This window comes from Halorubellus sp. JP-L1 (genome assembly GCF_011440375.1).
Taxonomy (GTDB): domain Archaea; phylum Halobacteriota; class Halobacteria; order Halobacteriales; family Natrialbaceae; genus Halorubellus.
Genome location: NZ_JAAOIR010000001.1, coordinates 582,650 through 600,819 on the forward strand (window position 1 = coordinate 582,650; position 18,170 = coordinate 600,819).

The window sequence follows — 18,170 nt, forward strand, 5'->3', positions numbered from 1 at the left end:
CCAACGGATTATCTTGACGCCAGCTCGTTAGCGTCAGCCATGGACTTCGAGCAGTTCGAGCCGGCGTACGAATCCATCCTCGCGGACTTCGGGTTCGGGCGGGCGAGCGACGAGCGCGCGCGGGACGTCCTCGTAGGGCTGGAGCCGGGTGGGTCGCTCGCGGACTTCGAGGCCGTCTTGGGGGGTCGCGAGGTCGCCGTCGTCGCTCCGGGGCCGACGCTGTCGGCGGAGTTGGACGCCGTCGAGGAGGCGGAGGCGGTGCTCGCGGTGTCCTCGGCCGCGGGCGTGCTCCGCGAGCACGACGTCGCCGTCGACGGGTACGTGACGGACCTCGACGCGACGCCGGAGCTCGCGCCGTCGCTGTCGGCGGCGGCCGTCCCGACGGCGGTACACGCACACGGCGACAACGTCCCCGCGGTGCGGTCGGTCGTCCCGGAGTGCGACCGCGAGCACGTGCTCGGGACGACGCAGGCCGCGCCCGTCGACGGCGTCGCGAACGTCGGCGGGTTCACGGACGGCGACCGGGCGGCGTACCTCGCGGACCACGTCGGCGCGGGCTCGCTGTCCTTCCCCGGCTGGGACCTCGACGACGACGCCGTCGATCCGACAAAGGCGCGTAAGCTCGCGTGGGCGACGCGCCTGCTCGCCGTGCTCGAACGCGACCGCCGCGACCGCCTCGGCGACCGCGTCCACTTCGACGTCCTCGACGGCCACCGCGACGACCTCGACCTCGACTTCTGGCCGTGACCGCGCCACCGGTCCGTCGTCGTCGCGACCGCGCGTCGGGGACAAGTCCTACGACCCCGGCGGTCGTCGGTCGATAGCATGCATCACGACGTGTCCTTCCTCGATGACCTGGCGGTCGAGGGCGAGGTGTCGACGTCGCCGGGGACCCTGGAGAGTCACGCGGCGGACTGGGGGACGCCCGACGGCGAGGGCGTGGCACCGGACGCCGTCGTCTACCCGGAGAGTACGGCCGACGTCTCTTCGGTGCTGGCGGCAGCGACCGACCGCGGCGTCCCCGTGACGCCGTACGCTGCAGGGACCGGCCTGGAGGGGAACGCGGTCCCGGTCGAGGCGGGCATCAGCATGGACCTGACGCGGATGGACTCGATCCTCGACGTCCGGCCCGGGGACTTCCAGATGGACGTCCAGCCGGGCGTGATGGGGTCCGCGGTCGACGAGCGCGCGGGCGTCGAGGGCCTGTGGTTCCCGCCGCTCCCGTCGTCGGGCGACATCTCGACCGTCGGTGGCATGATCGCGACCGACGCCGGTGGCATGGGGACCGTGAAGTACGGCGAAGTGAAGGACTGGCTCGTTCGCCTGGAGGTCGTGCTCGCGGACGGCACCGTCGTCGACTCGGGGACGCGCGCGATCAAGTCGAGCGCGGGCTACAACCTCACCGAACTCGTCGCGGGGAGCGAGGGCACGCTCGGCGTCGTCACCGAGGCGACCCTCGAGCTGGACGGACGGCCGCGCCAGATCCGGGGCGGTCGCGCGGTGTTCCCCGACCTCGACCACGCGACCGCGGCCGTCACGGACGCCGTGCAGTCCGGCGTCGACGTCGCGAAGATCGAGCTCGTCGACGAGACGAGCGCGCGGATGGCGAACGCGTACGCGGGCGTCGACCTCCCGGACGCGCCGACGGTGTTCGTCGAGTTCCACGCGGACCACGGCGTCGACGAGGAGGTCCGGTACTGTCGGGAAGTGTTCGACGCGCACGACCCGCTCCGGTTCGAGGTCGCCGCCGACGGCGAGGGCATGGCCGACCTCTGGCAGGCCCGGCGCGACCTGGCCTTCGCCATCCGGAGCTACGACCCGAACCTGACGCCGCTGCACCCCGGCGACGTCACCGTCCCGATCAGCGAGTACGGCGCGATGGTGCGCTACGCGAAGGACCTCGCCGACGAGTACGACGTCGTCATGCCCTGTTTCGGGCACGCGGGCGACGGGAACGTCCACTACTCTGTGCTCGTCGACGAAGACGATCCGGAGGCGGTCGCGACGGGCGAGGACGTCTACCGCCGCATCGTCGAGCGCGCCATCGAACTCGGCGGGACGTCGACCGGCGAGCACGGCATCGGCCGCGGGAAGCGCGAGTACCTCGAAGCCGAGCGCGGACCGGGCGCGGTCGACGCGATGAAACGAATCAAGGACGCCCTCGATCCGACCGGGACGCTGAATCCCGGGAAGATATTCGACGAGGACTGACCGCGAGCGACCCGTTCACGTCTCGTACTCCGGCTCCCGCTCGCCGTCGCGGTCGGCGGCGTGCTCGCGTTCGGTTGGGCCGTCGTGGCTCCCGGCGTCGGCGGTCCGTTCGACGCGGGACCGGACGTCCTCGATGGACTCGTTCTCGAGGAGCGTGGCGGTGCGTCGCTCGAACTCCGCCTCGTCCAGCTCGCCGCGAGCGTACCGACCCTTCAGTTCCTCGAGGGCGGCGTCCTCGCCTCGCTCGCGCTCGCTCTCGGTCGACGACCGCGTCGCGCGTCCGCTCGTCGCGCCGGAGACGAAGTTCCGGACGGCCGTCGTCTCGCCGAGGATCGCCGAGAGCGGCGTCAACAGCAGCCAGCCGACGACGAAGACGATCGCCGTCACCTCGCCGAGACCGAGAATCGCCGTCGTCGCACCGATGCCGAGCGTCGCGACCGCGATGATGGCGGGGAGGGTCTCGAGGAGGTCCTCGCCGTCGTCGTCGACGGCCTCGTTCCCGTGCTCGCTCATGCGCGACTGTAGTTTCGCCGGGGTGAAATTTGTACTCCTCACGAACCCGATCCTGGTCCGAGAGACATCCCACTGCCGACTCTAGGAAGAGCTTATCGCTGCCAGGGCGCGGCCCGGCGACACGAAACGCCGTCGTACCCAGCGCGAGATGGAGTCTTCGAGGGGTCGAACCCGCCGGTGGCCGACGGGGTGCAACGACCGGCCGCGACGAGGGGGCGACCGCCGCCCGCGGCCGATAATGCGCTTGTAACTAACCGGTCCCTGGGCGCTGTATTACGGCATGAAACTGGCGCTCATCGGATTCGGGAACGCTGGCAGCAAGATCGTCGACGAGTTGCTGTACCACGAGCACGATACGGACCTGGACTTCGTGCGGGCGGCGCTCGCGATCAACTCGGCGCGCACGGACCTCGCGAAGCTCGACTACGTGCCGCCCGAGAACCAGATGCTCATCGGGCAGACCCACGAGCGCGTGAAGGGCCAGGGCGTCGGCGCGGACCCCGACCTTGGCGCGGAGGTGACGCGCCAGGACCTCCACGAGATCGAGCGCGCGCTCGACGAGATCCCGCTGTACGACGTCGACGCGTTCCTCGTCGCCGCGGGCCTCGGTGGTGGCACCGGGAGCGGTGGTGCGCCGGTGCTCGCGTCGGGCCTCCGCGCGAAGTTCGACGAACCCGTGTACGGCCTCGGCGTCCTGCCGAGCGACGAAGAGGGTGGTCGAGCGGCGTTCAACGCGGCGCGGTCGTTCCAGTCGTTCGTCGAGGCGTCGGACAACGTCCTGGTGTTCGACAACGACGCGTGGCGCGGGAGCCAGGACACCGTCGGCGCGGGCTACGAACGGACGAACCGCGAGCTCGCGAAGCGACTCGGGACGCTGTTCGCCGCGGGGAACGTCGGCGACGAGGTGGCGGAGAACGCGATGGACGCGAGCGACGTCCGGCGGACGCTCGCGACCGGCGGCGTGTCGACGATCGCGTACGCGGAGACGGAGCTGTCGCCTGGGACCGTCGAGTCCAAGGGCCTGCTGTCGCGGTTCAAGCGCAACGGCGACGCGGAGGACGTCGACGCAGCCCAGAAGGTGAGTGGCCTCGTCCGGCAGGCCATCCAGTCGCGACTGACGTGCCCGGCGGACGTCTCCTCCGTCGAGCGGTCGCTCGTCGTCGTCGCCGGTCCCTCCGGCGAGTTCTCGCGGAAGGGCCTGGAGCGAGCGCGCCAGTGGGTCGAGCAGGAGACCGGGAGCATGGAGGTCCTCGCGGGCGACAGCCCGCAGCCGAACGCGGACCGGCTCTCGGCCGTAGTCGTGCTGTCGAACCCGACGGACGTCCGGCGCGTCGACGAACTCCAGGGAAGGGCGGTGGACGCAAAGGGGAACATGGAGGCCCAGGAGGACGAACGCGAGGACGCCATCGAGGACCTCATCACGGACGACGCCGGGGAACTCGACCCCATCTGAGTCCGCCGGTCGACCCTCCCGTAGTTCGATGGCCCGACCTCAGTCGTGGACGGGGACGTCGACGACGACCGGTCCCGATGAATCGATGGCGTCCGCGAGCGCGCCCTCCAGGTCCGCGTCGGGGTCGACGACGCGGCCGTCGACACCGTTTGCGCGAGCGCTCGCCGCGACGTCGACGGGCGGGTCGAAGTTCATCCCGACGAAGTCGGCCTCGTCCTCGTCGTCGCCGAACATCGCGCGCTGGTTCTCCTTGAGGATGCGGTAGTTCCGGTTGTCGACGACGACGACGGTGAGGTCGACGCCGAGGCTCGCCGCCATCTGAACGCTCTGGGGGTAGTACATGTACGAGCCGTCGCCGACGAACCCGACGACGTCCCGGCGCTCGCGCTCGGGTCGCATCGACTCCGCGAGCGCCGCGCCGACGCTCGCCGGGAGCCCGTAGCCGAGGCCACCGCCCTTGTTCGACGTGAGGTCGCCGGGTTCGAAGTCCCAGCGCGACAGGAGCGCGTACTTCGCGGTGACGCCCTCGTCGACGACGTACGCGTCAGGGGCGACCGCCCGGAGCGCGTCCACGAGGTCGGGCTTGGACGGCCGCGGGTCGTCGACGTCGCTCGACGCGAGCTCTGCGACCTTCGACTCTGCGAACGTCTTCATCGCCGCGACGCCGTCCAGTCGCTTCTCTCGTTCTGCTTCGTCGAGGCGCGCGTCGACGCGCTCGGCGAGGTCCGCGAGGAGGTGCCCGAGGTCGCCGGTGACGCCCGTCCCGGGCTGGTTCTTCGCGACCTCCCACGGGTCCGAAGCGAGGTGGACGCACGTCGGGTCGCCGGGGACGAGCGGTTCGTCGTGGTCCCAGAGCGTCGTGTTCGTGGACGTCCCCGCGAACACGATGGTATCGGTGTTGAGGAGCGCCTGCGCGAACTCCTCGCTCGGTGGGATGTGACTCACCCACTGGTCGTGGTCCGTCGGGAACGAGGCCTCGCTCGAGAGGATCTCGCCGTGGACGCGCGCGCCGGCGGCCTCCGCGAACGCGACGGCGGCCGCGACGGGGTCGACCGCTGAGTGCGCGGCGTGCCGCGGGACGTGATCGCCGACGACGAGCACGGGGTCGTTCGCGTCGACGACCCGGTTCGCGGCCTCCTCCAGAGCGGCCGGGTCGCCTCGCCCCGGATTCTGGATGATGCCACCGGTGTCCTCGGGGCGGGCGTCCGTCTCGGCGCGCATGACGTCCAGCGGGAGCGCGAGGAAGACGGGACCGGTCGGCGGCGTGCACGCGACGCGGAACGCGCGCCGGAGCATCGTCGGGAGCGCCTCGACGTCGAGCACCTCCGCGCTCCACTTCGTGAACTCCTCGGTCATCGCGACCGTATCGCCCTCGAGGATCGGTTCCTCGTGCCGGAACCCGCGGCCGTGCGCGCCCGCCGTCACGACCAGCGGCGCGCCCGTGATGCTCGCGTCGTAGAGGTTCCCGAGGCCGTGCGCGGTCCCCGGTGCGACGTGGAGGTTCACCACGCCGGCCGGCAGGCCGTCGAGTTCGTCCGCGTACGCCAGGCGCGTGCTCGCGTACCCCGCGGCCGCACCGACGGCGACGTCCTCGTGCAGGCCGAGGACGTACTCGACGTCGCCGTCCGCGAGCGCCCGCGTCACCGGTAGCTCGGTCGTTCCTGGGTTCCCGAACACGTGCTCGATGCCGTACGTCTCGAGGGCGTCGACGAACAGGTCCGCGCCCGTGTATTCGCTCATGGCTCCGACGAGGCGGGCCTCCCCCTAAGCGGTTTGGTCCGTCGGGAACGCGCCCGCTCGTGGTTCGTCGGGTACGCGCCCTCGGTCGCGGCATCGCGTACGGTGCCGGCACCGGCATCGTCGTCGCCGCCGGCGTCGACACCTTCGCCTCGCACCCGAACCCCAACACTCGGAGTGATCGGCGGCCCGCGGTCGTAGCGACCGGCGGCCCGTGGTCACGACGCCCATCGACCCGCGTCCGACGGCGTGTCGTCGTGGACGCCGACTCGGCCTACTGCTCTGTTCCGCCACCGGCGCCTGCCGCCGCGGTCTCGCCACCGACGCCGTCCGCCAGCTCGCCGTCGACGCCGTCCGTCGACCCACCGTCCCCATCGTTGGTCGCGTGGCGGGCGGTCGTCTCGGCGTCGACGATGCAGTCGTCGATCTCGATGGCCGCGTCGCCGTCGTCGTCGAACCGCACCTCGCCGTCGAGCGACCGGACGCCCCACTTCACGAGCCACAGCGACAGGCCGTTCGCGTGGTCCAGCGGCGTCTCCTCGCCGCGACGCACCACCTCGTACTCCGACGGCGGGATGCCGTCGCCCTCCCCGCTCGCCCGCACCGTGAGGTTCGTCGACGTGACGCGCGCCGACAGAGAGACGACGTCGCCGTCGCTGTCGCTGGCTCCGTAGTGCGCGATTGCGTCCAAGAGGTCCGCAACGATCGCCTCGAACACGACCGCGTCCACGTCCAGTCGAACCGGCCGGGACGGCGCGTCCACGTCGACGACGACCGACTCTTGCTCGTCGATCGCGCGCTCGACGGCGTCGTCGAGGAGGTCCGACAACAGGTGGGTGTCCGCGTCGCCGTCGCGGGACATGATGCGTTCGACCTCCCGGGCCTTCTGGCCGATCTCGTCGAGCGTCCCGGCGGCGGTCGCGATCTCCGCGGCCATCGCCGCGTCCGGCGCGTCGAGTTCGCGTTCGACCAGCGACGCGTACCCCGAGATGACGTTCACCTCCGTGCGGAGGTTGTGCCGGAGCACGCGATTCAGGACCTCCAGACGCTGCTGGGCGTCCCGGTGCTCGGTGATGTCCCGGAACACGAGCGTCCGCCCGATGACGGCCCCGTACCGGTCGTGGACGGGCGACACCGTCACCTCGTGGACGGCACCGTCGGTCTCGATCTCGAACAGGTCCACGTCGGGGTCGAGCGTGACGTCGGCGACGGCCGACAGCGGGTTGCCGAGGGCGTGCGAGCGATCGACGTCGAATCGCTCGCACGCCGCCGCGTTCACGTCCACGACGCGGCGGGCGTCGTCGACGACGACGACGGCGTCGCGCATGTCGGCGACGACCGCGGACGCGCCGCGGCGGCGGGTCGCCGGCGCGAAGTCCAGCAGGTCGTACCGGTACATCGCGTTCGCGAACAGGACGGCGGTAATGGGGAGCGTGAACGGCAACAGGTCCAGGCCCGGGACGGGGACGTGTCCGAGGACGGCGAGGACGTTCCCGACCCACGGGAACAGCGCACCGACGACGAGACTCGCGGCCTGGTGCCTGTAGAGGCGATCGAACCGGACGACGAACTCGAAGAGGACGAGGACGCCCGTCCCGAAGCAGACGTACGAGAACGCAAGGTAGAGCCCGTACAGCGGGCCGTGCTCGTGCGAGACGAACGTGTGCCCCATCCAGTCCGTCGCTGTCGTTGTCGGGTAGAAGAGGTCCCCGAACTGCGAGACGAGGAGGGACTCGGGGACGGGCATCGCGTGGGCGACGGCAGCGGCGACGGTGATCGCGGGAACGACGCCGAGCGCGACGCCGACGCGTCGCGTCAGGTACTCGCGTCGCCCGGCGTACTCGAGCGCGAACAGGAGCCAGACGACGGGGAGTGGCGCGATCGCGAACCACTGCGCGGCCCCGAGCGCGTCCCGGAGCGGCCCGGCCGTGACCGGGAGGCTCGCCGCGTAGATCGCCGTGTACGCCGACATCGTTCCGGCGAGGAGGACGAACGTGCGCGAACCCGGGCTGTCGCGGCGTCGATACCCGACGGACGCGAGGAATCCAGTGGCGACTGTGGCGACGGCGAGCACGACGCTGAGGATCGGGACCCCACCCACGGTACCCACGAGTCTACCGCGACCTGCCGACCACAGATGCGTTAAGGTTCCGGCCGTTTCGTCGGTAGAGCCGGGAGTACCGATGGATATCGGCGATGACGCGGCGGGATTCGTCGGGTCGAAGAACGACCGGCGGTCGCCGGGCGGTCACGTCCGGAGTCGCCGACCGCGCCCGAAGTCGCCGATCGATCACGGCCGCGTCCGCCGCACCGTCACTCGGGCGCGAACGCCTCGGTCATTCTGGCGCGAACGCCTCGAGCGTCGCGTCGATCTCCGCGGTGGAGGCGGCGCGCGGGAACCCGATGCTGACGTTGTCGACGCCGTCGACGTCCGCGAACTTCCCGAGTTCATCGCGGGCGCGCTGGGGGGTGCCGGCGGCGGTGAAGTCGTCGAGCATCTCGTCGCTGAAGACGTCGATGGCGGCCTCGCGGTCGCCGTTCATCCACTTCGCGGCGACGTCGTGCGCCTCGTCCTCGTAACCCTGCCGTGCGAGCGAGTCGCGGTAGTACGTCCCCATCGCGCCGACGTAGAACGCGGCGTGCTGGGCGGTCAGTTCGCGAGCGCGCTCGCCGTCCTCGAGCGCGCAGCACGTCAGCGAGAGCGTGACGTCCTGCTCGCTCCGGTCGCGGTCACCCAGGTCGGTACCGCGCTCGAAGTCCGCGACGCGGTCGGCCATCGCCTCGGGCGTGAAGAGGATGGCGTGCCAGCCGTCCGCGAACCGCCCGGCGAGTTCGACCGCCTTCGGTCCCATCGCGGCGACGTCGATCTTCGGTCGGGGCTCCGGGGCGTCCGAACGCAGGCGGAACCCGCTGAGGTTGAAGTACTCGCCCTCGTAGTCGAGTTCCTCGCCGCGCAGCACCGTCTTCGCGATCTCGACGTACTCGCGCGTCCGCCGGAGCGGATTCCCGAAGTCGATGCCGTGCCAGCCCTCGATTACTGCGGGACCGGAGGGACCGATGCCCATGCGGAATCGACCGTCGGAGACCTCCTGGAGCGTCGCCGCGGTCTGGGCGAGCAGCGCCGGCGACCGCGAGTAGACGTTCATGATCGAGGACCCGACGAGCACCTCGTCGGTCGCCTGCGCGATGCAGGTCATGATCGTGACGGCGTCCCGACCCCACGTCTCCGGGAGCCAGACCGCCTCGTACCCGAGTTCCTCCGCGCGGACCGCCATGTCGACGAAGTCCTGCACGGAGTCCTGTGCCGCGACCGGCAAGTGAACGTGATACTCCGTCATGTCAGACCTCCGGGCTCTCCATGATGTCCGGGACGCCAGCGGCCGTGATCGTCTGGCCGACGACGTACGACGACGCCTCCGAGGCGAGGAACTGCGCGACGTCGGCGATCTCCTCGCTCACGCCGATGCGGCGCTTCACCTCGTCGCGGTCGACCTCGTCGGCGGTGACGCCCATCTGGCTGGCGACGCCGGGCGTGGCGACGAACCCGGGCGCGATGGCGTTCACGCGCACGTCGTCGTCCGCCCACTCGAACGCGAGCGACTTCGTGAGGTTCTCCACGCCCGCCTTCGCGGCCGCGTAGTGACTCATCCACGGCGCGCCCTGCTGGCCCGCGACCGAGGAGAGGTTGATGACCGACCCACTGGCGTCCTTCAGGTGCTCCTCGGCGGCCTGGATGCAGTGGTAGGTGCCGGTGAGGTTGATCTCGACGATGGTCTCCCAGCCGTTCGGGCTGATGTCCTCGAAGTTCGCCATGAACGACGCGCCCGCGTTGTTCACGAGGACGTCGACGCCACCGAACGCCTCGACGGTCGCTTCCACGAGCGCCTCGACGGCGTCGCGGTCGGTGACGTCGCACTCGACGGCGTGCGCGCTCCCCGGTCGGTCCGAGTCCTCGATCCCCTCCGCGACCGGTTCGACGTTCTCCATCTCCCGCGAGCAGACGACGACGTCCACGCCGTCGTCCGCGAACCGCTCGGCGATGACTCGCCCGATACCCGACGACGACCCGGTGACGATCGCCACGTCGCCGTCCACGCTGAACTGACCTGTCGACATGTGGAACACCGACGGCATCCAGCACCAAAGTAATTTGCAATGCGTTGTCTGTTCATACTCTCGGGGCAGGCCGGATCGAGTGCTCGGGACGACGCGAACCGATGGACGTGGCGTTTCGAATCGAAGGCCATATGCTGTCCGACCCGGTGCCTTCGGGCAACGTGGCCAATCCCGACGACGAGACGCCGTTCGAGGCGTACCGGGTCGACGTCGACCGACCCCTCGCGCGCCTGTTCCGCGAGTACGGCATCCCGCGGTGGCCGTGGCTGCTCGCCGGCATCCTCTCGAACTTCGTCTCCCGCGCGGCACTCCTGATCCCGCCGGTCGTGCTCGGCACCGCGATCGACGCGGTGTTCTCGCCCGACGGCGCCGACCGGTACGCGCTCCCGCTCGTCCCGCCCGCGTGGCTTCCATCGACGCAGGTCGAACAGTTCTGGTTCTCCGTCTGGCTCATCGCCGGCGCGTTCCTCGTCGGCACCGCCGCCCGCTGGGTGTGGGGCGTGACGATGAACACGTTCGCGCACAGCGTCATGCACGCCGTCCGCACCGACACGTACAGCGCGATGCAGGACCTCGACATGTCGTTCTTCGACGACAAGGAGACCGGGGAAGTCATGAGCATCCTGAACAACGACGCCTCGAACCTCGAGACGTTCCTCGACGACGCGCTCTCGGAGGCGCTCCGACTGGTCGTGATGGTGCTCGGCATCGCCGGCATCCTCTTCTTCTACAACGCCCAGCTCGCCGCGGTCACGCTCCTGTTCGTCCCCCTCATGGGCGCGTTCACGCTCTGGTTCATGCGGAAGGCCGAACCTCGATATCGGCGCGTCCGGCAAGCCGTCGGCGACCTGAACACGCGCCTGGAGAACGGCCTCGCTGGCATCCAGCTCGTCAAGACCACCGGGACCGAAGCCCACGAGACCGGGCGCGTCCGCGGCGCCTCTCGCGAACTCTACGACGCGAACATGTCGATCCTCGTGCTCTCGTACTTCTACCGACCAGGGATGGGGTTCCTCGCCGGGCTGTCGTTCGCGACGACGTTCCTCGTCGGCGGCCTCTGGATCTTCCAGGGGGCGCCCGGGCCGCTATCGGGCGACCTGTCGGTCGGCGAGTTCGTCATCTTCGTGTTCATGACCCAGCGGTTCGTCGAACCGCTCTCGCAGGTGTCGAACATCGTCGACTGGTACGAGAACGCGAAGGCCAGCGGGAAGCGCGTGTTCGGGCTCATGGACGTCCCGCCGCACGTCACCGAACGCGAGGACGCGATAGACATGGAGGACGTCGACGGCCACGTCGCGTACGACGACGTGACGTTCTCGTACGACGGCGAGGACCAGCCCGTCCTCCGCGGGGTCTCCATCGACGCCAGTCCCGGCGAGACCGTCGCGCTCGTCGGCTCCACGGGCGCCGGGAAGTCCACGACGCTCAAGCTCCTCATGCGACTTTACGACGTGAACGACGGCGCCGTCGAGGTCGACGGCCGCGACGTCCGCGACGTCACGCTGTCGTCGCTCCGCCGGCACGTCGGGTACGTCGGCCAGGACTCGTTCCTCTTCGACGGCACCATCGCGGAGAACGTCCGCTACGGGCGGTTCGACGCCGACCGCGGGGAGGTCGAGCGCGCCGCCGAACTCGCCGAAGCCCACGAGTTCATCACCGACCTCCCCGAGGGCTACGACACGCGCGTCGGCGAACGCGGCGTGAAGCTCTCGGGCGGCCAACGCCAGCGGCTCGCGATCGCTCGCGTCGTCCTCCAGGACCCGCCGATCCTCGTGCTCGACGAGGCCACCTCGGACGTCGACACCGAGACCGAACTCCGCATCCAGTCCAGTCTCGACGAACTCGCCGCCGACAGGACGACGTTCGCGATCGCGCACCGGCTGTCGACCGTGAAGGACGCCGACCGGATCGTCGTCCTCGAGGCCGGGCGCGTCGTCGAACGCGGCACGCACGAGGAGCTGTTGGCCGCCGACGGCCGGTACGCGACGCTGTGGAGCGTCCAGACCGGTGAACTCGACGACCCCGACGACGACTTGCTCTGAGTTCCGGTGACCTTCGAGCGCGACGCTCGCCGAAGAGATACGCCAGCGAACCGAAGTTTTCTTGGAGGGCGTGAGCGAGTGCAACTGGTATGACCGACGTCCAGGTGCTCTGCGTCGACGACGAACGGAGCCTCCTGGAGCTCGCCGAGACTTTCCTCGAGCGCGAGAGCGACCGCATCTCGGTGCGGACCGCGAGCACCGCCGACGAGGCACTGGACGTGCTCGCGGCCCACGACGTCGACTGCGTCGTCAGCGACCACGACCTCGAGGAGGACACGGGCCTCTCCTTCCTCAGGACCGTCCGCGAGGAGCACCCGGACCTCCCGTTCGTCCTGTTCACGGGGAAGGGTAGCGAGGCGGTGGCGGCCGACGCCGTCTCCGCCGGCGTCACCGACTACCTCCAGAAGGGCGGCCGCGAGCAGTACGCGCTCCTCGCGAACCGCGTCGAGAAGGCCGCCGACGCCGCCCGCACCGAACGGGAACTGAAGCGGACTCGCGAGAAGACCGCACAGCTCCACGAGAACGCCGCCGTCATCGCCAGCGCACGATCGCGCGAGGCAGTCGTCGACGCGGCGCTCTCCGCCGCCGACGACATCCTCGAATTCTCCGTCTTCGGGCTCTACGAGGCCCGGTCGGACGGCTTCCATCCGGTCGGCGACGGGAGTTACGACCCCGGGGCCAGACCGGCGCTCGACGAGGGCGTCCTCGGTGCGACCTACCAGCAGGGGACGTCGTTCTTCGTCGAGGACGCCCTCGAAGACGAGACGGCTGCACCCGACCAGTCGTCGTTCCGTTCCGCGGTGTCCGTTCCCGTCGGCGACGACTTCGTCTTCCAGGCGATCGCCGAAGCCCCCGGTGCGTTCACCGAGTCCGACCTGGAACTCACCGAACTCCTCGCGACGCACGTCGAGGGCGCGTTCGAGCGCATCGAGCGGGAGCGCGAGCACCAGCGCACCGCCGAGCAACTCCAGGCGATCCTCGACAACACGACTGCGATCGTCTACATCAAGGACCGCGAGGGCCGGTACCAGCTCGTCAACGACCGGTTCCGGGAGGTCGAGGAGGTGGAGGAGGGCGAGCTCGTCGGGCGGACCGACTGGGACTTCCAGCCCGACGCGGTCGCGGCCGAGGTGCGCGCGAACGACCAGCGTGCGATCGAGGAGGGCGAGCCCGTCGAAGTCGAGGAGGACGCTCACCGCGGCGGCGGCCGCCGAACGTACTACTCGGTGAAGGTCCCGCTGTTCGACGACGACGGCGATCCGCGGGGCGTCTGCGGTATCAGTACGGACATCACGAACCTGAAGGAACGCGAGCGAGCGCTCGAGCGAGAGCGGAACCGGCTCGACGAGTTCGCGAGCGTCGTCAGTCACGACCTCCGCGGGCCGCTGTCGGTGGCGACCGGCTACCGCGAACTGCTCGCCGAGGACGTCGACGACCCGCGGCTCGACGAGATCGCGGACGCGCACGACCGGATGGCGGAACTCATCGAGGACGTCCTGTCGCTCGCACGCGACGGCGAGGCGGACGTCGACCGCGAGCCCGTGTCGCTGTCGGCCGTGGTCGCGTCCGCGGAGAGCGCCGCGGACCTCCCCGCCGCGGTCGACGTCGTCCTCGACGGCGAGGGCGTCGTCGAGGCGGACCGGTCGCGACTCCGACGCCTCCTCGAGAACCTGTTCCGGAACGCGGTCGAGCACGGCGAGACGACGTCGACGATCCGCGTGGACGTGACCGACGACGGGTTCGCGGTCGCGGACGACGGCGTGGGCATCCCGCCCGAGCAACGCGAGGACCTGTTCGGGTTCGGCGTGACGAACTGCGACGACGGCACCGGGATCGGGCTGGCAGTGGTCCGCGAGGTCGCACAAGCCCACGGCTGGTCGGTGTCGTGTACGGAGAGCGACGCCGGCGGTGCGCGGTTCGAGGTGGAGACCGACGGATCACCGCGCCAGCGCGCCTCGGCGACCGACTCCCGGTCCGGGAGAGAATAGTTCCGGAGTTCTCGCTCGACGGCGGCGGTCAGCAGTCGTCGTCGTACCGCGTGATGCCCGCGAGTTCGCTCGCGTCGGGGTCGTCGAACGCCCAGCGGGCGATCGAGCGCCGGTGGACTTCGTCGGCGCCGTCGACGATCCGGAACGCGCGGACGTTCTCGTAGAAGTCCGCCAAGGGCAGGTCCTTCCCGATGCCGTTCCCGCCACACACTTGGACGGCGGTGTCGACGGCATCCTGGGCGACGTTCGCGGTGAACGTCTTCGCCATCGCGACCTCGATCCGTGCTTCCTCGCCGTCGGCGATCCCGTCGGCGGCGTGCCGGATCATCGTTCGCGCGGCGTGCAGGCGCGTCCGGTGGTCCGCTATCTCGTGGCGCAACGCTTGCTTCTCGCTGAGGGGTTCGCCGAACGCCTCGCGTTCGCTCGCGTACGCGGTCGCGATGTCGAGCGCGCGGTCGGCCATCCCCGCGAACCGCATGCAGTGCGTGAGTCGCGCCGGCCCGAGACGCGCCTGCGCGACAGCGAACCCGCCGTCCTCTGGGCCGAGCGTGTTCTCGAGCGGGACGCGGACGTCGTGGAACTTCACCTCGGCGTGACTCGACCCGACGGGCTCGCCGCCAGTGTGCGGGACGTCCCGGACGACTTCCACGCCGTCGGCGTCCCGCGGGACGATGACGAGACTCGTCCCCTCGTACGGGTGCGCGTCCGGGTTCGTGCGCGCCATCACGAGGAACACCGCTGCCTCGCTCCCGCCCGTCGTCCACCACTTGTGGCCCGAGAGCACCCACTCGCCGGCGTCCTCGTCCTTCTCCGCGGTCGTCCGCAGCATCTTCGGGTCCGAGCCGCCGCCCTGCATCGGCTCGGTCATGCAGAACCCGGAGTCGATATCGCCGCGCGCGAGCGGCGCGAGCCATCGCTCCTTCTGCTCGTCGGTCCCGAAGTGCTCTAACGTGTGCATGTTCCCCTCGTCGGGCGCCGCACACCGCATCGCGGTACCGCCGAGTAGGCTCCGTCCCGCCTCCTCGAACACCGGGAGCATCGCGCGGAAGTCCATCCCGAGCCCGCCGTACGCCTCGGGGAGCTGCGGGCCGTAGACGTCGTACTCGCGAGCCGCCTCGCGGAGGTCCGCGATCACGTCGTCCGGGACGTTCGTCTCGCCGAGGTGCTCGCGCTCGACGGGGATCACTTCCTCGCGCACGAACTCGCGCGCTCGCTGGGCGACCTCGCGTCCGCGCTCGGGGTCGTCGTAGTCCATGCGTCGACCGTCGGACGCCGCCGCCTAAACGCTGTGGCAACCGGTGGCACATTGTCGGGCGTTTCCGGGGCGACCACAGCCGTCGATTGGCAACGCGCCACGGGAGGCGGTTGCTTAGCCGAGCGCAGGGAGGCATCCGATTTCAGTCGGGACTGTCGAAGGAGCTTACGGGAGACTGCCGCGTTCTCAGCCGCGGAGGATGTCCTGGAGGCGCGTCGTCAGGCCGCCGTCGTCGCCGAGCTTGAGGTAGTACGCGTCGCCGCCGTCCTCGTAGTAGTTGTCGATGCGGCGCTTGACCTCGAACCCGAGGTGCTCGTAGAACTGGAGGGCGTTCTCGTTCGTCGTTCGCGCGTGACACGTCACCGTGCGGTGGTCGTCGGCGACGCGCGCGACGAGTTTCTTCCCGATGTCCTCCCCGCGACGCTCGGGGTCGACGGCGAGGAAGAGGATGTAGCCGTCGCGGCGAACGGCGACGAACCCGAGGAGTCTGGTCTCGAAGCCGTCTTCGACGATCGCCTGCACCGTCGACCGTCGGTAGGCGTCCGTGAAGAAGTCTCGGCGCTGCTTGAGCACGCCTTCGGCCCGTCGAATCTGCTCTTTGAGTTCCCACGCGTCGGTCACGAGATCGTCATTCCCGGGACCGACGACGCGTGTATCGACGTTGACGCTCACTAGGATGGCACTCCGAGTCACACAGGTATAATTCCATCGGCAGCACCGACTCCGCCAGCATACGGCGTCCGCCAGGACGCCGTTTCACTCCTCCCGACTCCGCCAGCATACGGCGTCCGCCAGGACGCCGTTTCACTCCTCCCGACTCCGCCAGCATACGGCGTCCGCCAGGACGCTGGGTCGTCGTCGGTTCGTGCGTGGACGAGTGCTGGGTTCGGGGTTGGTGAAGGTGGGGGCCTAACTGCATCCCCCCAACTCCTTTCGTCGTTCGCGCTGTTCGAGGTGACAATGAAGTCGTCGCCGACCGAGGAGTACGCGTCGCCGCGCGAGGCCGGGCGGAGCGCGGTAGATTACGTGCGGGATGCGTTCATCGGAGGGCTGGCGGTGGTTGTGCCGTTCGTGATTACGCTGATCGTGCTCGCGACGATCGTGCAGTACGTCGTCGATTACCTGAGTACGGTGATCGTGGTTGCGCCGACAGGCGAGCAGGGGGCGAGTCCGGTGATGTTCGGGGTGGCGATCGGGTTGTTGCTGGCGCTGGTGTTCGTCGTGGGGTTCGTCACGCAGTTCCGGTACGGGGAGACGTTCATCGCGTACGTGGACGGTGGGCTGGCGCGTATTCCGGGGTTCGGGGCGATCTACGAGAGCTTCCGTGAGATGAGTGACGTGATGATGGAGAGCGACGAGCAGTCGTTCCGGGACGTGAAGCTCGTGGAGTTCCCGCACGAGGGCGCGTACACGCTGGGATTCCTGACGGCGGAGTCGGCGCCGGAGCTGCAGACGGCGGCGGGCCGGGACGACCTGGTGACGTTGTTCCTGCCGCTCGCGCCGAACCCGGTGATGGGCGGGCACCTGGTGCACGTGCCGACGGGTCGCGTGATGGACGTGGACATGACGGTGGACGAGGGCATTCGTACGGTCGTGACGAGCGGCGTGGCGACGGGCGGGCCGAGGGAGGGGAGCGCCGGGGAGTCGGGGCTGTCCGCGGACGAACTGGAACGGTTGGGGGCGTCCTCAGAGGTCGTGGCCGGTGCGGAGGCGGCGTCGAGCAGTTCCGGCGACGGACGGTCCCGCGAGAGTGCGTCGGCGGCGGACCGCCGGAGTGCGTACGAATCGCACGCGGAACCGGATTCCGCCGACGAAGAGACGGTGCCGTCGGCGGTCGAGGAGTACGGCGACGAGACGACACTCGGGGACGACCACGACACGCCGGATGCGGTCGAGGGCGACGCTGGCGACGGGACGCTCGGCGAGGAGCACGACACGCCGTCGACGGTGGCGGCGGACAGCGCCGACGGGTCGCTCGGCCGGGACTTCGAGACGCCGTCGGACGTCGACACGCGGGGGCGGCCAGCGAGCCGGTGGCGCGATCAGACGCGACCCGACGGGGACGCCCCCACGACCGATGACGCCGACGCCGCTCCGGGTGCTGATGGCGAGCGGGGAGCAGCGGACGGGGACGTGGAGTCCGTCGAGGACCTCGAGGACGAATACGAGCCGGGCGCGAACGCGCGCTGGCGGTCGCCGCGACCGGACGCCGACCACGACGCGGGGGAAGGACGATGACGGGGTCGTTCTCGCTGCGCGAGCACACCGCTGACGTCGCGGTGGAGGCGACCGGGTCGTCGCCATCGGCGGTGTTCGGCGCGGTCGGGGACGGGCTCGCCGCCGCGATGTGCGACGACATCCCGGAGGCCGGCGGCGAGACCTTCGAAGTCGAGATCGAGGCAGAGTCGCTCGACGGGTTGCTCTACGACTACCTGGGGCGACTCATCTACGAGCGCGACGTCAGGCTCGTTCTCCCCGTCGACAACGACGCGACGGTGACGGTCCCCGACGGCGAAGCGGGTTGCAGCGACGCGGACGACGACGAAGCGGGCGGCAGCAACGCGGACGACGACGAAGCGGGCGGCAGCGACGCGGACGGCGGCGACGGCGAGACCGGCGCGTACCGCGTGTCGGCGAGCGCTCGGGGCGTCCCGCTCGCGGACGTCGACGCGCGAGAGGTCAAGGCGGTCACGTACTCGGAGATAGTCGTCGAGGAACGCGACGGCGAGTGGTACGCGTACGTCGTCTTCGACGTCTAATCGGGCGCACACGCCCGACCGAATCGCGCAGCCGATACCTGTGGTTCGGTACCGCGAACCGCGGACCGCTTAGGGCGATGCAGTCCGTAGCCGGGC

Annotated in this window: 14 protein-coding genes; 7 read left to right on the forward strand and 7 right to left on the reverse strand. The window is 70.1% G+C overall.

Translation table 11 applies throughout. The features are described 5' to 3' along the window. The first annotated feature begins 39 nt into the window (after window positions 1-39). Together G9C85_RS03000 and G9C85_RS03005 are read left to right on the forward strand one after the other, a co-directional pair. The gene (locus G9C85_RS03000) at window positions 40-747 is read left to right on the forward strand and encodes a 6-hydroxymethylpterin diphosphokinase MptE-like protein (RefSeq protein WP_166036777.1); all 708 of its coding nucleotides are present in this window, start codon (window positions 40-42) and stop codon (window positions 745-747) included. A 78-nt stretch (window positions 748-825) separates the two neighbouring features. Next, the gene (locus tag G9C85_RS03005; protein WP_166036779.1) at window positions 826-2,211 is read left to right on the forward strand and encodes an FAD-binding oxidoreductase; all 1,386 of its coding nucleotides are present in this window, start codon (window positions 826-828) and stop codon (window positions 2,209-2,211) included. Between the two features lie 15 nt (window positions 2,212-2,226). Here G9C85_RS03005 and G9C85_RS03010 read toward each other — a convergent pair whose 3' ends face one another. Next, window positions 2,227-2,724 (reverse strand): SHOCT domain-containing protein, encoded by a 498-nt coding sequence (locus G9C85_RS03010; protein WP_166036780.1) that lies wholly within the window; start codon window positions 2,722-2,724, stop codon window positions 2,227-2,229. A gap of 280 nt (window positions 2,725-3,004) precedes the next feature. Here G9C85_RS03010 and G9C85_RS03015 point away from each other — a divergent pair, with 280 nt between their 5' ends. Then, entirely contained in the window at window positions 3,005-4,177 is a 1,173-nt protein-coding gene (locus G9C85_RS03015) for a tubulin/FtsZ family protein (RefSeq protein WP_166036782.1), read from the forward strand. Between the two features lie 39 nt (window positions 4,178-4,216). Here the strand turns inward: G9C85_RS03015 and G9C85_RS03020 are convergent, their stop codons facing one another. The 4 genes from G9C85_RS03020 to G9C85_RS03035 all read right to left on the reverse strand — a co-directional run bounded on the left by G9C85_RS03020 (window position 4,217) and on the right by G9C85_RS03035 (window position 10,030). Further along, on the reverse strand, window positions 4,217-5,917 hold the full coding sequence (locus tag G9C85_RS03020; protein WP_166036784.1) for a thiamine pyrophosphate-binding protein: 1,701 nt from the start codon (window positions 5,915-5,917) through the stop codon (window positions 4,217-4,219). Window positions 5,918-6,188: 271 nt separating this feature from the next. Then, window positions 6,189-8,024, reverse strand: coding sequence for a histidine kinase N-terminal 7TM domain-containing protein (locus G9C85_RS03025; protein ID WP_166036786.1), 1,836 nt, complete (start codon window positions 8,022-8,024; stop codon window positions 6,189-6,191). Window positions 8,025-8,250: 226 nt separating this feature from the next. Further along, entirely contained in the window at window positions 8,251-9,252 is a 1,002-nt protein-coding gene (locus G9C85_RS03030; RefSeq protein ID WP_166036788.1) for a TIGR04024 family LLM class F420-dependent oxidoreductase, read from the reverse strand. 1 nt (window position 9,253) lies between these two features. Then, complete coding sequence (locus tag G9C85_RS03035) at window positions 9,254-10,030, reverse strand: SDR family NAD(P)-dependent oxidoreductase (protein WP_166036790.1); 777 nt, start codon at window positions 10,028-10,030, stop codon at window positions 9,254-9,256. Window positions 10,031-10,161: 131 nt separating this feature from the next. Here G9C85_RS03035 and G9C85_RS03040 point away from each other — a divergent pair, with 131 nt between their 5' ends. Then, on the forward strand, window positions 10,162-12,072 hold the full coding sequence (locus G9C85_RS03040) for an ABC transporter ATP-binding protein (RefSeq protein ID WP_193570591.1): 1,911 nt from the start codon (window positions 10,162-10,164) through the stop codon (window positions 12,070-12,072). 89 nt (window positions 12,073-12,161) lie between these two features. Then, window positions 12,162-14,060: a PAS domain-containing protein gene (locus G9C85_RS03045; RefSeq protein ID WP_166036794.1), complete on the forward strand. Its 1,899-nt coding sequence runs from the start codon at window positions 12,162-12,164 to the stop codon at window positions 14,058-14,060. Window positions 14,061-14,088: 28 nt separating this feature from the next. Here G9C85_RS03045 and G9C85_RS03050 read toward each other — a convergent pair whose 3' ends face one another. Next, complete coding sequence (locus tag G9C85_RS03050) at window positions 14,089-15,315, reverse strand: acyl-CoA dehydrogenase family protein (RefSeq protein WP_166036796.1); 1,227 nt, start codon at window positions 15,313-15,315, stop codon at window positions 14,089-14,091. Window positions 15,316-15,501: 186 nt separating this feature from the next. Next, window positions 15,502-15,987, reverse strand: coding sequence for an N-acetyltransferase (locus G9C85_RS03055; protein WP_166036798.1), 486 nt, complete (start codon window positions 15,985-15,987; stop codon window positions 15,502-15,504). 288 nt (window positions 15,988-16,275) lie between these two features. Between G9C85_RS03055 and G9C85_RS03060 the strand changes: the two genes are divergently transcribed. After that, window positions 16,276-17,553: a DUF502 domain-containing protein gene (locus G9C85_RS03060; RefSeq protein ID WP_166036800.1), complete on the forward strand. Its 1,278-nt coding sequence runs from the start codon at window positions 16,276-16,278 to the stop codon at window positions 17,551-17,553. Continuing rightward, window positions 17,550-18,074 carry an archease gene (locus G9C85_RS03065; protein WP_166036802.1) on the forward strand — a complete coding sequence of 175 codons (525 nt, stop codon included), beginning with the start codon at window positions 17,550-17,552 and terminating at the stop codon, window positions 18,072-18,074. The genes G9C85_RS03060 and G9C85_RS03065 overlap by 4 nt, the downstream gene beginning before the upstream one ends. The last annotated feature ends 96 nt before the right edge of the window (window positions 18,075-18,170 follow it).